Source organism: Corynebacterium sp. HMSC072A02 (genome assembly GCF_001810085.1).
In the GTDB taxonomy this organism is placed as follows: Bacteria; Actinomycetota; Actinomycetes; order Mycobacteriales; family Mycobacteriaceae; genus Corynebacterium; species Corynebacterium hesseae.
The window spans coordinates 149,898-162,892 of record NZ_KV799873.1 but is presented as its reverse complement, the minus strand read 5'-3'; the positions used below and the strand labels follow the sequence as shown (position 1 = coordinate 162,892).

Sequence of the window (12,995 nt, the reverse complement as noted above, 5' to 3'; positions counted from 1 at the left end):
CTACTCGGGCTTAGCGTGATCAGAATTAGCCGGGTTCGGGTAGGGCCACGGGTTCGGCTCGCACGTAACGTCCTCGTCCGGATAAACCTCGTTGGGTTCCTTCTCAAAAAGCTTGGCGTTGTTCAAGCTCAGCGTTTGCTGCATCATGACCGGCGCGAGTTTACCGTCCCCGCCACAGGGCTGGTGGGACGCAAAACCAATGGCATGGCCAAATTCATGGTTGATCAGGTACTGGCGGTAGTTGCCCAAGTCCCCCTCAAACGGCGCCGCACCGCGCACCCAGCGCGATTCGTTGAGGTTCACCGTGGACTCCCCGGTAATGGTGGTATGGCACGAGGTTTCTGATTCCAACTGCGCGCCGCACAACTTCGCCGTAGTCCCCAGCGAGGTGAGGCGGATGTGCGTATCGGGATTGTCATCAGCCTTGACGTGGATGAACTCAAAGTCGCCGTTGGCGGTCCACCCGCGGGGATCGGCCAGGGTGGCGTCGACCAGCGCTACGACAGCACTGTCACCACCATATGCGGAGGTGTCGATGCCATTTTCAATCTCGACGGAAAAGCGGATGGTTTGCTTCCCGCCCTTGCCCGCATGCATGGAGGACGGCCCTGCATCGCGGTAGGTTTCATCCCCCTGCTCGGTAAAGTCACCGCCGGCGGGCAAGCCATCCTTGGCCGCGGCAACTGCACTGGCATTGGCGGGATCAGGCCCCTTGGGGGAGGGTGCGTCAGCAGCCGCAGTGCTTGCCGACGTCTCCCCTGCCGCCGACACCTCCGCATCCTGGGCTGGGGAACGAAAAACATCAACCAGCACCCACACCGTGATGACGACCATGACGGGGATCGCCACCACTCGCCACCAGCCGTACTCGCGAGCGAAACGCTCCACCGCCGAGACGAACTGTGGGCGCTGCTTAAGTTCCGCGGGATTATCCATGGCCATTTAGGCTACCCGCTGAGGCAGCGAGCGCGTACTTAGCCTGCGAATCCAACGGTGTGGGCGCGCACGGTGCCGATTTCCACGTAGACCACACGCTCGGTCCGCACGATATAGGTGCGGCCCTTGGTGTCCTTCAATTCGAGAGTGGAGTTCTCCCCCAAGGCGTTGTTGATGGTCTGGGTCAGCTCTTCTCGCTCACCATCCGCGTGAATGACCAGTTCGCGGGCGGTATCGGCGAAGCCAAACTTGATGTCCATGTGGTGTCTACTCCCTTAAATCGTGTTCTTTAGTCTGTGCCGTGAGGCCTGCGCCCCCGGCGCTCTAATGGCCCCACTATAGCCACGTCCTCTACTATCAAGGTGTGCTTGCCCCGAAATCATCCCGCGATTCCCGTGAATCCCCTACCTTTGCCGAGCTCGGCGTCGCCGTAGAGATCTGTGATGCCCTCGCTGAGAACGGGATTACGCACACCTTCGCCATCCAAGAGCTCACCCTGCCCATCGCCCTGAATGGCCACGACCTCATTGGCCAAGCGCGCACCGGCATGGGCAAAACCTATGGTTTCGGTGTGCCGTTGCTGGATCGCGTTTTCGATGACGCCGACATCCCGGAGCTCGACGGCACTCCCCGCGCGCTGGTCATCGCGCCGACCCGTGAGCTGGCCATCCAGGTCAGCGGGGACCTCAAGGTTGCTGCCGCCAATCTTCCGCTCAGCATCGTCACCCTGTGCGGCGGGCGCCCCTATGAAGAGCAAATCACACAAATCAAGAGGGGCGCGGACGTCGTCGTGGGCACTCCGGGCCGCCTGCTCGATCTCTGCCAGAAGAAGCACCTGTCCTTCGAGCAGGTCAGCGTTCTGGTTCTGGATGAGGCCGATGAGATGCTGGACTTGGGCTTCCTGCCGGATATTGAGAAGATTCTCTCCCTCCTGCACGGCAACCCGCACCAGACCATGCTCTTTTCCGCCACCATGCCCGGGCCCATCGTGACGCTGGCCCGCACCTTCCTCACCAAGCCGGTCCACATTCGCGCCGAGTCCGGCGATGCCCAACAGACCCACTCCTCCACGCGCAAGGTCACCTTCCAGGCACACCGCATGGACAAGATCGCGGTCTTGGGAAAGATCCTGCAGGCAGAAGGCCGCGGGCGCACCATCATTTTCACGCGCACCAAGCGCTCGGCAGCCGCCGTCGCAGACGAGCTGGCGCAGCGCGGCTTTAGCGTGGGCGCGGTCCACGGCGATTTGGATCAAAAGGCTCGCGAGCGCTCGCTCTCGGCTTTCCGCGAAGGCACCGTGGAGATTCTGGTGGCCACGGATGTTGCTGCTCGCGGCATCGACGTCGATGATGTCACCCATGTCATCAACTATCAGGTGCCGGATGACCCCATGACCTTTGTCCACCGCATTGGCCGCACCGGCCGCGCTGGCCACACCGGCACGGCGGTAACGCTCGTTGGCTACGATGAGCTGAGCAAATGGCAGGTTATCAACGATGAGCTTTCTCTGGACCAGCCCGAGCCGCCACAGTGGTTCAGCACCTCTCCTGAGCTTGCGCAAGCGCTCGATATTCCCGAGGGCGTTTCTGACACCGTTGGTCCGCCCACCAAGGTGCTGGGCGCAGCGAAGCGTTCGGGCTCGCGCGGGGAATCGCCGCGTGGCGGCTCCTCGCGTTCCTCGGCGGCTTCCGCCCGCGCCTCTCGCCGCACCCGTTCCCGCAAACGCAATCCCCGTCAAGGAGGGCATCGATGAGCACCGAGCACACCCAGGAAGCCCAGCTGGATAAGGCCCGGGCAAAGGTCGACTCGTCGAAGAAGGCTCCCATTCTGCGCTCCACGAAGGCGGACTGGATTGCCGTGGGCGCCATCAGTGCGGTCTGCGCCATCGCCATCGGCGGCGCGGTCATCACCGCACCCATTCATAAGGCGGAGCTCACCCCGGCGGTGGACGCCGCGTCCGGCGATGAACCGGCGCTTCTCGATGCCATCCCGAGCTCCCTCACCGAAGCCTTCAGCCTTCCCAATACTCTCGTGCCGGGACAGGCTCGCGCGGTGTCCTCAAACGGCCTGTTAATCACCCATGACGGCGATATGCTCAGCGCCTCGAACGCCTCCGGCGACGAAGTGTGGACCTATCAACGCCGCGATGCCGACCTGTGTTCGCTCACCACAGCGTGGAACAAAATTGTGGCTTCCTATGACGCAGGCAATGGTTGCGGCGATGTAGTGGCGATCGATGCCGCCACCGGCCAATACTCCGATACCCGCAGCGCCCGCAATTCCGAGGAGGTGGTCCCCATCATGTCGAATGACCGCGTGGGCACCGTTTCCGCAGAGCGCGTAGAACTCTGGCGCTCGGATCTCGTGCGCTCGGTTGAGTACGGTGATGTCGACGCCAAACAGGAGCCAAACCTCCAGCCCCACGAGGACTGCGCCATCACCTCAGCGCTGACCCGCACCGAAACACTGGGTGTCACCGAAACCTGCCCAGATTCCCCGGACTCCACCTGGCTGCGCATTCAAAATACCACCCCTGAGGATTCCCGTTCTCCGGAAATTACAAAGGACATCGAAATTGAGGACCCTGGTGCGCGCCTCATCGCCTACGGCCAGGAGGCGGCCGCAGTCTTCCTCCCTGGCGATTCACCGCGCATCGTTTCTTATAGCTTTGAAGGTGAAACACTGTCTTCCACGGACGTTGAGCCTTCGAAGTCCATCACCAACGCCGCGTCCCCCTTTGCGCCCGCGATTGCGGACCTGCCGCACCACATGTCGTGGTTCGACGGCGAGCGTCTCTATCTCTTTACCCCTACCGAGCTCAAGGTGGATCACATTCTCGAGCAAGCGGTGGGAACCGGCGTCGCAGTCGACGAACGCCTACTCGTCCCCACTGAGGAGGGGATCGACGTGGTGAACTGGTCTACCGGGAAAACCGAGAAGACCATCCCCGTTGACCGTGACGGCTATTCCGGCCCGATTTCGCTAACGCTAGCGGGCACGGTCATCGTTGAGCAGCGCGGCGACACCGCTGTGGCGCTCACCGCCGCCTAGGCGTGCCCTACTAAAAGTGGCTTTCAGCCCACTGCGCCGTCTCGGGCCGCGCCATAAGCAGGTATAGGACGAGCCCGGCGCTTGCCAAGGTCACGATGCCTAGCAGCGCTGAGCCGCCGCTAAACATCTGAAAAGCCATGGCGCCCAGGATGAATTCCACCAGCACGATGGCTCCGCGGCCCCAGCGTTTGCCTTTGACGAAGGCCCACGAGCCGACGATGACAAAGCCAAACACGATAAAGATGAAGATGGCAGTGCCCAGGCCCACGAAGCTCGATGCGCCGGAATCAGACACCATGGAGCCGTTCTCAGCGCCAGCAACCTCACGGACTATGAGGAAGATGCCGAAAATGATAACCGCGATGGATTGGACCACGGCGATGCCGGCAGCCGCCATCACCGTACGCGGTGCACGGTTTTCGGCAGCTCGGTCAGGTGTCGTTGAGGGCTGGTTCTTCTTCTTATTCACGGGCGTTTAGTCTACTTCCCTGCCCCATGGTTTAGGCAGTCTCCACGCCAAAGCTTCACCCACTGCCAATTCAATTGCCCAATTCAATTGCCGCAGTACTCGCACGTCCTGTACTCAGCTTCGACTTTCCTCCTGCTGTGTTTTCGGGGGCAGCGAGGAGGTTGATGGATTTGACGCGATCCAGGTCACCACACTCACCCCAATCTCCCCGTCGCCGCAGGTAGGGGAACTACTGACAGGCTTCTTACAGCCGCCCACCCATTAGAAAAGTGCAAATTGGAAGAATTTATTTAGTGACGTTGGACACTTTTCGCCCTTTACCCCTAGCGGACTTTGAGTAAACGTGTCATTATTCTCAGGTAGCAAAAACAACGAGCTGTTAAATCAGTTCTTAACTCGGAGAATCCTTCGAGTTAACAGAAAGTGAACCACGGCGGCGTCGACGCTGGCCCTAACTCGAGACAGGGCCCCACTGACCGCAGACCAGTCCACTTACACCCAGTAGCACTCAGTTCAGTTCACCACCGTGGACTGCCCTTGGTGCGCCTACTTCGCCCACTGCTGTCAAAAATTTGTTAGGAGATTTCAATCATGGATTGGCGCCACGAAGCCGTTTGCCGCGACGAGGACCCGGAGCTCTTCTTCCCTGTCGGTAACTCCGGCCCCGCACTCACCCAGATCGCTAAGGCCAAGCTGGTCTGCAACCGCTGCCCAGTTGCCTCTTCCTGCCTCAGGTGGGCCCTCGAGTCCGGCCAGGATGCCGGCGTGTGGGGCGGCCTTTCTGAGGAGGAGCGCCGCGCTATCAAGCGCCGCAACCGCAGCCGCGGCCGTGCCCGTGTATCTGCCTAAACAGACACACCCCCGATTAACCCCCAGGCATACCCTGCCGCTACAGTTGAATAAGTTCATTTACCCTTAACAGAAGGAGTACGCGATGAGCAAGCGTGGCCGTAAGCGCAAGGATCGCCGCAAGAAGTCCGCTAACCGCGGCAAGCGTCCTAACGCATAACGTCAGCATTCAGGGCTCGTTCCTCACCCCACCACCGTGGGCGGGAACGAGCCCTTTGCTTATCCCCAGGTAATTTCAGTCCTCGTAATCTGCACGCTAATGCGCTGGCGCAGCGACTGCGGCGCGGCCTGTCCCCCACAGCACTTGCGTACGAGTGCTCGAACTACTTCCTCGCTCTCAAGGCGTTGCTGGCAGGCATCGCACTGCGCAAGATGCTCGCGGATTGCCATAGCCCGCGCGTAGCTCGTCGATTCATCGAACAGTTCCCTAAAGAGCGCTTCAACCTCCGGAGAGTTACACGCACCGCAATTGCGTCCTGTTGCGCGTTCCATTACTTCTCCTCCATCTCTGGGTGGTTGCGACCAATGCCTTTTTCTCGTGCTACGTCCTTCAACGCCGCGCGAAGCAGTTTTCTTCCGCGGTGGAGGCGGCTCATCACCGTTCCCAACGGTGTACCCATCACATCCGCGATTTCCTTATAGGCCAGGCCCACTACATCCGCGTAGTACACCACCATGCGGTAGTCCTCCGGTAGGTCATTCATGGCCTCGGAAATCTCCGAGTCCGGCATCTGCTTGAGGGCCTCGACCTCCGCCGATTCCAAGCCCGTGGAGTCATGCCCGGCCGTGGTATACAGCTGAAAGTCGCTCAGCTCATCCGCTGAGGATTCCAGCGGACGGCGCTTGGCCTTCCGGTAGGAGTTGATGTAGGTATTCGTCATGATGCGATACAGCCAGGCCTTGAGATTCGTCCCCTGTTTGAAGGAATCAAAATTGCTATAGGCCTTGAGGTAGGTCTCCTGGATGAGATCCTCTGCATCCTGGGGGTTGCGCGTTAGGCGCATCGCTCCGCCATACAGTTGATCCAGCAAGGGCAAGGCTTGCTCCTCAAACAATCGCTGTTTCTGAAGCGTCTCGCTCGTCGTTTCGGTGGCCATGCTCACCATCCTAGCGCTCCGGACTAGGGTGGATTCTATGGCCAAGAAGACCCCGCACGCCGCTACCCCCGCTCTCAAAATCCTCGAAGAGGCAGGAATCGACCACAGTGTCTCCACCTTCGACGGTGGCCGCGAGCACTTCGGCGACGCAGCCGCGGCGGCGCTCGATGTCGAGCCTGAGCGCATCTTCAAAACCCTCGTCATTGATCTGAGCGCCGGCAAAGGCCCCAAGCGCCAGCTCGCCGTGTGCGTCCTTCCGGTTACCAACCAGCTCAGCCTAAAGAAGGCCGCCGCTGCCTTCGGCGCTTCTAAGGCCACGATGGCCGCGCCTGCCGACGCCTCCAAATCCTCCGGCTACATCCCCGGCGGCATCTCCCCGCTGGGACACAAGCACATCCTCCCGACAGTGGTTGATGAAACGGCGCTGCTTTTCGACACCATCTTTTTCTCCGGCGGCAGACGTGGCCTCGACATCGAGATGAACCCGGAGGATCTCCCTCGTGTGCTCGACCTTTCCTTCGCTGACGTGCTCGCCGCCTAAACCTCACGCGCTAGAACTGTGATGTCTAGTGGCTTTTTGGACGTTTACGGCAGTGAAATAGCCGTACTAGTCAAAAATCTTGACATCACGGGGACGTGCCACCTATAGTCAGAGTCAGAAAGTAAGGACATGGTCCCTTGCTATGACTAAAAAGGGTCTTCTGGACGTATGCGCCAGATGGCTCTTTTTTATTGACCAGGACGCTTATTAAATACCTTTGATACCTGGCTTCGGGACGACACCCACGTTGCAATTTGGTGATCCATCGAATCAATCAATTCAAACGCTCTCCGCGATTCGACAATCACGTTCACATTCAGAAGACTGTCCATGTGAGCGACTTTATTACGCAAATCGTTACAGTGCGATACGTTCCAATACGTAATCGATCCGTCGGGGTCGGTCACATTAGGGAACGCAGACTTAATAGCCTGATTCCATAAAACTTGTCGTCCTACATTCTCGGGTGCAGCGTGATTAGCGTTAGGGTGATGATTCGGTAGTAGCGTACGCCAAAGACCGAAAGTCGTATGGGAAAGCACATCATCATGAGTGATAGCACAACCGTGACGAGGATGAGATGAAGGACGGCAATCTACCGCTGCTTGTGCACGCCTAATCGCCGTTTCCCTCTGGGAGCCGACAATCGAACGCAAGGGGCGAGGAGGCGGATCAAGTAGCCAGCTTTGAGGACCATTATTACGGGCGTTCCAAGCAAGCAATTCCTTGTCAATTGCGTTTCTCAGAAAGATTTCTGTTAACGCCAAAACATCTTTAACAGCAGACGATAACTCTGCATGCCATCCATATAACGCCAGCGCGCGCTTACAGTTCCCGCCACACTCATCCAAAAACGGTTGCATGCGAGCATCCGACAATCGGTCGACAATATGCCTTCTATCCATGCCAGTATCCAACCACATGTCTGGCAGATTCCACCGGCGTTAGCCGGTCGCCTAACACTCACACGCTAGGACTGAGTAGCTAGAACAGGGTGGTTGACGGTGGTTCGTCGATAAGCTCTGCGTAGTCGTTGCGCACATTACCCACCGCCGGGTCCGCGGGGCGTGCCTGAAAGCCCCGCACGGTGCTCGGCTCCAGAAGCGCCTCCCCCGCCAGCCAGGGCGCGATTTCCTCCGTGGTCAAAAACTTGGGCAGACGGTGGTGCAGCCATGCCATCTCCTCCGTGGCATCCGTAGTCACCATCGTGGCCGACAGCCTATCCATACCCGTGGCCCACAGCCCTGCTGCCCACAGCAGGCCATTAGGGCCGGTGACGTAATAGGGCTGCTTCTTGGATTTCTTGTCCTCCCCGGCCTTCCACTCGTAATAGCCGTCCAGCGGGATGACGCAGCGCTGTGCCTTGAAGGCATCGCGGAAGGAGGGCTTCTCCGCCACGGTCTCCGCGCGTGCGTTGAATAGCGGCGGGCCGTCCAGATCTTTTTTCCAGTGCGGAATCAGCCCCCAGCGTGCGGGCTCCACGCGAGCGGTATGCTCCTCGGTTCGGACGATGGCGATGGGCTGGGTTGGGGCGATGTTATACCGCGCCGGTGGCAAGCCTTCCGGCGCGTGGACCTCCGTGATGGACCCCCACGCGCCTACTTCCTCCAGTAGGGACTCGGTGAACAGAACAAATCTTCCGCACATGCCCTTTATTATGGACTACATGTCTGATTTCTGGAGCGCACCCCAACCGTCTGGGCCCTTGTCCTGGACGCAAAACCTCCCCGGGTCAAAATCGATGACCAACCGCGCCCTCATCCTTGCTGCGCTGGCTGACTCCCCGTCTATCGTCTATAACCCGCTGGTCTCCCGCGATACCAACCTGATGAAGGAGGCCTTGCAGGCCATGGGCGTGGGTATCTCCGAACAAGGCCCGCATCTTCATGTGACTCCCGGAAAGCTGCATGGAGCGAAGGTAGATTGCGGCCTGGCCGGCACAATTATGCGCTTTTTACCACCGGTGGCAGCGCTAGCGGATGGCCCCGTTGTCATCAACGGTGACCCATATGCCCGCAAGCGCCCTATGTCCACGATGACCGCGGCTCTGCGTGAGCTGGGCGTGGACATTGTGGGCGACAGCCTGCCGCTGACCATCACCCTCCACGGCGTTCCGGAGGGCGGCGAGGTCACCATCGATGCCTCCGCCTCCTCCCAGTTCGTCTCCGGTCTGCTCCTGGCCGGAGCACGCTACCGCAAGGGACTAAGCGTGCGCCACGAAGGCGGCACAGTGCCCTCCCAGCCACACATCTTGATGACCGTCAGTATGCTGCGCGAAGCCGGTGTCCGCGTCGAGGTGGGCAAGGACACCTGGGACGTGCACCATGGTGAGATTGAGGGCCGTGAGTGGCGCATTGAACCGGATCTTTCCAATGCCACTCCGTTCCTTGCCGCTGCCGCCGTCTCTGGCGGCAGCGTGAGCATTCCGAACTGGCCGGAGGAAACCCACCAGCCGGGTGACGCCTTCCGAGGCATCCTGGAGCAGATGGGCGCGAAGGTCGAGTATGTCCCCCAGGCTCCCGGCGAGGCGTCTTACTTAAAGGTGACCGGCCCGCAGGAAGGCCCGCGCAGCCTGCGCGGCATCGACCTCGACATGGGCGATATCGGTGAGCTCACCCCCACCGTGGCTGCGCTGTGTGCTCTGGCCTCAACGCCATCGACGCTGACTGGCATCGCACACCTGCGTGGCCACGAGACGGACCGCCTGGCGGCTCTCGCTGCGGAGATCAACGCCCTTGGTGGCAACGTCACCGAGCTTGACGACGGCCTCCGCATCACCCCTGCCCCACTCCACGGCGGGGTATGGCATTCCTACGCGGATCACCGCATGGCGACAGCCGGAGCCATTATCGGATTGGCCGTTGACGGCGTCCAGGTCGAGGATATTGATACCACGTCCAAGACTCTGCCTGGCTTTGCTGATATGTGGGAGGCCATGATCCGTGGCTAGGCGCGCAAGTAGCTACGACGAATCCGACGTCCGCATCCGGCCCGGAAAGGGGTCGCGACCGCGCACGAAGGACCGCCCGAAGCACAAGGATGCCAAGTTTGGCATGGTCATCACCAAAGACCGCGGGCGCTGGGGTGTCGCGCTTGATAACGACGGCCCCGTGGTTACCGCTATGCGCGCCCGCGAGATGGGCCGCACTCCGGTCGAGGTTGGTGATCGGGTCGGCGTCGTAGGCGATACCTCGGGTAAGAAAGACACCCTCGCACGCATCGTGAAGCTCGAGGAGCGCCGCTCCGTCCTCCGGCGCACCGCAGATGACACCGACCCTTATGAGCGCATCGTGGTAGCAAACGCCGACCGCCTACTCATCGTGAGCGCCGTGGCCGATCCGCCGCCGCGCTCCGGGTTCGTGGAGCGTGCTTTGATCGCTGCCTTTGCCGGAAATATCCAGCCGGTGCTGTGTCTGACGAAGACAGACCTCACTGATCCCACCCCGTTTGCACAGGAGTTTGCGGATCTGGATGTCACCGTGGTGGAGGCTGGCGTCGACGACGGGCTGGAGCACGTCTGTGCGGCCATCGACGGCCACGTCACCGCTCTCATCGGCCACTCGGGCGTGGGAAAGTCCACCCTGGTGAACCGGCTTGTCCCCGATGCCAACCGGGAGACCGGCGAGGTTTCCGCCGTGGGTAAGGGAAGGCACACGTCGACGCAGTCGGTGGCGTTGCGTTTGCCCGCTGAAGGAAGCACGCCACACGGCGGCTGGATCATTGATACCCCCGGCATCCGCTCCTTCGGCTTAGCCCACATTGACGCGGAGAACGTCATCGAGGTCTTCGACGATCTTGCCGAAGCCATCGAGGACTGCCCGCGTGGCTGCACGCATGCTGGGCCACCTGCGGACCCCGAATGCGGGCTCGACCTAAGCATCGAAGAGGGCACGGCTTCTGCGCGCCGTCGCGATGCAGTGCGCACCCTGCTGGCGTCCCTGCGCACCAATGTTGACTGGGCTTAAGGCCCAAAGGGCCTTAAGCCCGAAGCTTCCTAAAGGAAGGGGCTTGCGCGTTCTTTAGGCACCGAGGCTTTAGATCGGGAGCATTGCCGTCAGCTGCGGCGGCAGGACGGTCTTCAGGTAGGGGCCTGCCGCGCGAAGAGCCATGAGGATCACGGCCAAGCCACCGGAAACCCCGAGGATGACAGCGCCGCCCGTGTCAATGTTGGAGGAGGTGTTGCCACCGCCTTCTTGTTCCTTATTGAGCTCTTCTTTCTTCGCACAGGCGTTGAGAGCTTTAACGTAGTCGGGTGCAATCTTGCGGAAGGTCTCCGCCACCGCAATGTTGTTCTTGGCGCGCTTGGCGGATTCCTCACCACCGAGTTCAGCATCTACCTCATAGCCAGCTAGGGCACGGTAGAGCTCTTCCGACTGATTCTCCACGTCACGTGCACGCTTTTCGGCGTCCTTGGGAAGAATCTTAAGGCCATCCTTCAGCAGGCTGCTATCGACATCGTTGTCCTTCGACTCCGCATTCTTAAGATCGCTCGCCTCCTCCTCGCTCAAGGTAATGGTGCACTTTTCATCCTTGATGGAAGTGGTCACGGCTCCGGCCGTGGGGGCAACGACACCGCTGGCTAGGACAGCAACAGACACGGTAGAGACGGCAACTACCCGGCGAAGACGAGAGGAAGACATGCTGAGGGGACCTTTCGATCAGGCTGACTATTACCCCTGCAGGCTATCAGCATTTAGCCCAGCTTGGGCAGGTAATCACCGAACTCCTTGTACGCGGCCAGACCGATGCTCACGATGCCGAAAAGGATGGCGATAATAACGCCTGTCGGCCCCTGCGAAGAGCCCTCAAGAATTCGCAGCCACGGAGTCTTAGGCATCACGGCCATGTCGGGGTCCGGATTGCTGGGGTCCGGTTTGTTGTTAGCAGTTCCTTGAAGAGAGCTCCCCTGCGCGGTCTGGTTAGTCTGCACTGTTGGCGCTACTGCTTCCTCAGCTCCGGCAGCTGGCACTGAGACGAGAGATGCGGTGCTCAGGGCCGCAGCGGTGACAAGGCTAGCTAAGCGAGTTGCCTTCATGGTGGTGCTCCTTTTCTGGCGACGACAATAAAGGCTCAGATTAGCACCATGCATGAACCCACGGCGATGAAAGCCCAGAAAATACTTAGAGAAGCTCCACGAGGATAGGCAGTTCAGTCGGGTCATAGAAGGCCATGAAATTATCCAGGGCATCACCGACGGCGAGCTCAGCATCTTCGTCACCAAGGTCGGCGTTATCGATGGCGTCGATAGCCTTGGCAGTAGTGGCTTCGGACTCTTCGATGTCCACGTGGATGGCCTGAAGATTGTCCTTCGTGATGGTCGCGGGATCCAGCGCCACGACCGGTTCCCCCATGTCCGGCTTCGGGGTCACCACGGACTCGTCCACGTCGACGGAAATGACGACTCGGCGGTGCGGAAACTTCTCCTCATCACCGATAGCCAAGAGCCTCAGCGAAGCCATAGATGCTTCGAGGAAAGCGGAGTATTCGATCTCTTCCTCGTCACCCTCGGTGTAGAACTCGCGCAACGCGGGGGTTAGCGCAAAACCCCAGCCGCTGCGGGCAGTAAGCTGGCCGGTTTCCTCGAGCTCAGCCAGCATGGAAAAGGTTGCCGGCAGGAAGACGCGCACATCCTTCGACACTTAGAACTCACCTTCAATGTCGAAGACTGCCTGAACCTCTACGCTCGTGCGGTCGAAGACGGTGTAGAGCATGCCGACCATGCCGTTTTCCACCGCCGCACGTACGTTAACGATGGAGTCATCCACCATGACACAGTCATTAATCGGCAGATCAATGGCATCCGCTGCGGCTTGGAAAGCAGCGCGCTCCGGCTTCTCAGCGCCGACCTCACCAGAAAGCACAACGGCATCAACGATGCCGCGGTATTCCCACTCACGAATGTGCTCAGCGCCCGGGCCGCCCGGATCGTTGGAAAGGATTGCGGTGGCAACTCCGTTTGATTTCGCGGCGGCGAACAGATCCCGCCAGCGCTTGACGTCTTCTTCGGTGCCGTCAAGAACGCCTACAAAATCGACGATGAGTCCACGCATAT

At 60.1% G+C, this 12,995-nt stretch carries 18 protein-coding genes; 7 read left to right on the top strand and 11 right to left on the bottom strand.

What is annotated here, in order from left to right; translation table 11 throughout:
* Both HMPREF2698_RS11750 and HMPREF2698_RS11745 read right to left on the bottom strand, forming a co-directional pair.
* A complete protein-coding gene (locus tag HMPREF2698_RS11750) occupies nt 1-942 on the bottom strand; it encodes a DUF3152 domain-containing protein (protein ID WP_070564926.1) in 942 nt (313 codons plus the stop codon).
* Nucleotides 943-974: 32 nt separating this feature from the next.
* Nucleotides 975-1,196: a DUF3107 domain-containing protein gene (locus HMPREF2698_RS11745; protein ID WP_070520196.1), complete on the bottom strand. Its 222-nt coding sequence runs from the start codon at nt 1,194-1,196 to the stop codon at nt 975-977.
* Nucleotides 1,197-1,300: 104 nt separating this feature from the next.
* Between HMPREF2698_RS11745 and HMPREF2698_RS11740 the strand changes: the two genes are divergently transcribed.
* Nucleotides 1,301-2,689, top strand: a complete 1,389-nt coding sequence (locus HMPREF2698_RS11740) for a DEAD/DEAH box helicase (protein WP_070564923.1) — start codon at nt 1,301-1,303, stop codon at nt 2,687-2,689.
* Nucleotides 2,686-3,987 carry an Rv3212 family protein gene (locus HMPREF2698_RS11735; protein ID WP_070564920.1) on the top strand — a complete coding sequence of 434 codons (1,302 nt, stop codon included), beginning with the start codon at nt 2,686-2,688 and terminating at the stop codon, nt 3,985-3,987. Before HMPREF2698_RS11740 ends, HMPREF2698_RS11735 begins: the two co-directional genes overlap by 4 nt.
* A 10-nt stretch (nt 3,988-3,997) precedes the next feature.
* Here HMPREF2698_RS11735 and HMPREF2698_RS11730 read toward each other — a convergent pair whose 3' ends face one another.
* Nucleotides 3,998-4,456, bottom strand: a complete 459-nt coding sequence (locus tag HMPREF2698_RS11730; protein ID WP_070564918.1) for a hypothetical protein — start codon at nt 4,454-4,456, stop codon at nt 3,998-4,000.
* 591 nt (nt 4,457-5,047) lie between these two features.
* On the opposite strand from HMPREF2698_RS11730, the gene HMPREF2698_RS11725 reads away from it, so the two are divergent.
* Together HMPREF2698_RS11725 and HMPREF2698_RS13775 are read left to right on the top strand one after the other, a co-directional pair.
* Complete coding sequence (locus tag HMPREF2698_RS11725) at nt 5,048-5,305, top strand: WhiB family transcriptional regulator (protein ID WP_070564916.1); 258 nt, start codon at nt 5,048-5,050, stop codon at nt 5,303-5,305.
* Nucleotides 5,306-5,390: 85 nt separating this feature from the next.
* Complete coding sequence (locus tag HMPREF2698_RS13775; RefSeq protein WP_100227335.1) at nt 5,391-5,465, top strand: 50S ribosomal protein bL37; 75 nt, start codon at nt 5,391-5,393, stop codon at nt 5,463-5,465.
* A 59-nt stretch (nt 5,466-5,524) separates the two neighbouring features.
* On the opposite strand, the gene rsrA is transcribed toward HMPREF2698_RS13775, so the two are convergent.
* Nucleotides 5,525-5,797: a mycothiol system anti-sigma-R factor gene (gene rsrA / locus HMPREF2698_RS11720; protein WP_070520186.1), complete on the bottom strand. Its 273-nt coding sequence runs from the start codon at nt 5,795-5,797 to the stop codon at nt 5,525-5,527.
* Nucleotides 5,797-6,402 (bottom strand): sigma-70 family RNA polymerase sigma factor, encoded by a 606-nt coding sequence (locus HMPREF2698_RS11715; RefSeq protein WP_070564913.1) that lies wholly within the window; start codon nt 6,400-6,402, stop codon nt 5,797-5,799. Before HMPREF2698_RS11715 ends, rsrA begins: the two co-directional genes overlap by 1 nt.
* Before the next feature lie 37 nt (nt 6,403-6,439).
* Between HMPREF2698_RS11715 and ybaK the strand changes: the two genes are divergently transcribed.
* Entirely contained in the window at nt 6,440-6,943 is a 504-nt protein-coding gene (ybaK, locus tag HMPREF2698_RS11710; protein WP_070564910.1) for a Cys-tRNA(Pro) deacylase, read from the top strand.
* Nucleotides 6,944-7,131: 188 nt separating this feature from the next.
* On the opposite strand, the gene HMPREF2698_RS13065 is transcribed toward ybaK, so the two are convergent.
* Both HMPREF2698_RS13065 and HMPREF2698_RS11705 read right to left on the bottom strand, forming a co-directional pair.
* Nucleotides 7,132-7,866 (bottom strand): hypothetical protein, encoded by a 735-nt coding sequence (locus HMPREF2698_RS13065; RefSeq protein ID WP_210386602.1) that lies wholly within the window; start codon nt 7,864-7,866, stop codon nt 7,132-7,134.
* Nucleotides 7,867-7,927: 61 nt separating this feature from the next.
* Nucleotides 7,928-8,590: an SOS response-associated peptidase gene (locus tag HMPREF2698_RS11705; protein ID WP_070564908.1), complete on the bottom strand. Its 663-nt coding sequence runs from the start codon at nt 8,588-8,590 to the stop codon at nt 7,928-7,930.
* Between HMPREF2698_RS11705 and aroA the strand changes: the two genes are divergently transcribed.
* Complete coding sequence (gene aroA / locus HMPREF2698_RS11700; RefSeq protein ID WP_070564905.1) at nt 8,589-9,893, top strand: 3-phosphoshikimate 1-carboxyvinyltransferase; 1,305 nt, start codon at nt 8,589-8,591, stop codon at nt 9,891-9,893. The two genes, HMPREF2698_RS11705 and aroA, sit on opposite strands and share 2 nt — an antisense overlap.
* The gene (gene rsgA, locus HMPREF2698_RS11695; protein ID WP_070530831.1) at nt 9,886-10,908 is read left to right on the top strand and encodes a ribosome small subunit-dependent GTPase A; all 1,023 of its coding nucleotides are present in this window, start codon (nt 9,886-9,888) and stop codon (nt 10,906-10,908) included. Before aroA ends, rsgA begins: the two co-directional genes overlap by 8 nt.
* Before the next feature lie 69 nt (nt 10,909-10,977).
* On the opposite strand, the gene HMPREF2698_RS11690 is transcribed toward rsgA, so the two are convergent.
* The 4 genes from HMPREF2698_RS11690 to HMPREF2698_RS11675 all read right to left on the bottom strand — a co-directional run bounded on the left by HMPREF2698_RS11690 (nt 10,978) and on the right by HMPREF2698_RS11675 (nt 12,993).
* Entirely contained in the window at nt 10,978-11,583 is a 606-nt protein-coding gene (locus HMPREF2698_RS11690) for a hypothetical protein (protein WP_070530833.1), read from the bottom strand.
* A 53-nt stretch (nt 11,584-11,636) separates the two neighbouring features.
* Entirely contained in the window at nt 11,637-11,978 is a 342-nt protein-coding gene (locus HMPREF2698_RS11685; protein ID WP_070530835.1) for a hypothetical protein, read from the bottom strand.
* Between the two features lie 85 nt (nt 11,979-12,063).
* Nucleotides 12,064-12,570, bottom strand: a complete 507-nt coding sequence (locus tag HMPREF2698_RS11680; RefSeq protein ID WP_186312152.1) for a DUF6912 family protein — start codon at nt 12,568-12,570, stop codon at nt 12,064-12,066.
* A 12-nt stretch (nt 12,571-12,582) separates the two neighbouring features.
* On the bottom strand, nt 12,583-12,993 hold the full coding sequence (locus tag HMPREF2698_RS11675) for an HAD-IA family hydrolase (protein ID WP_070522579.1): 411 nt from the start codon (nt 12,991-12,993) through the stop codon (nt 12,583-12,585).
* Nucleotides 12,994-12,995: the final 2 nt, after the last annotated feature.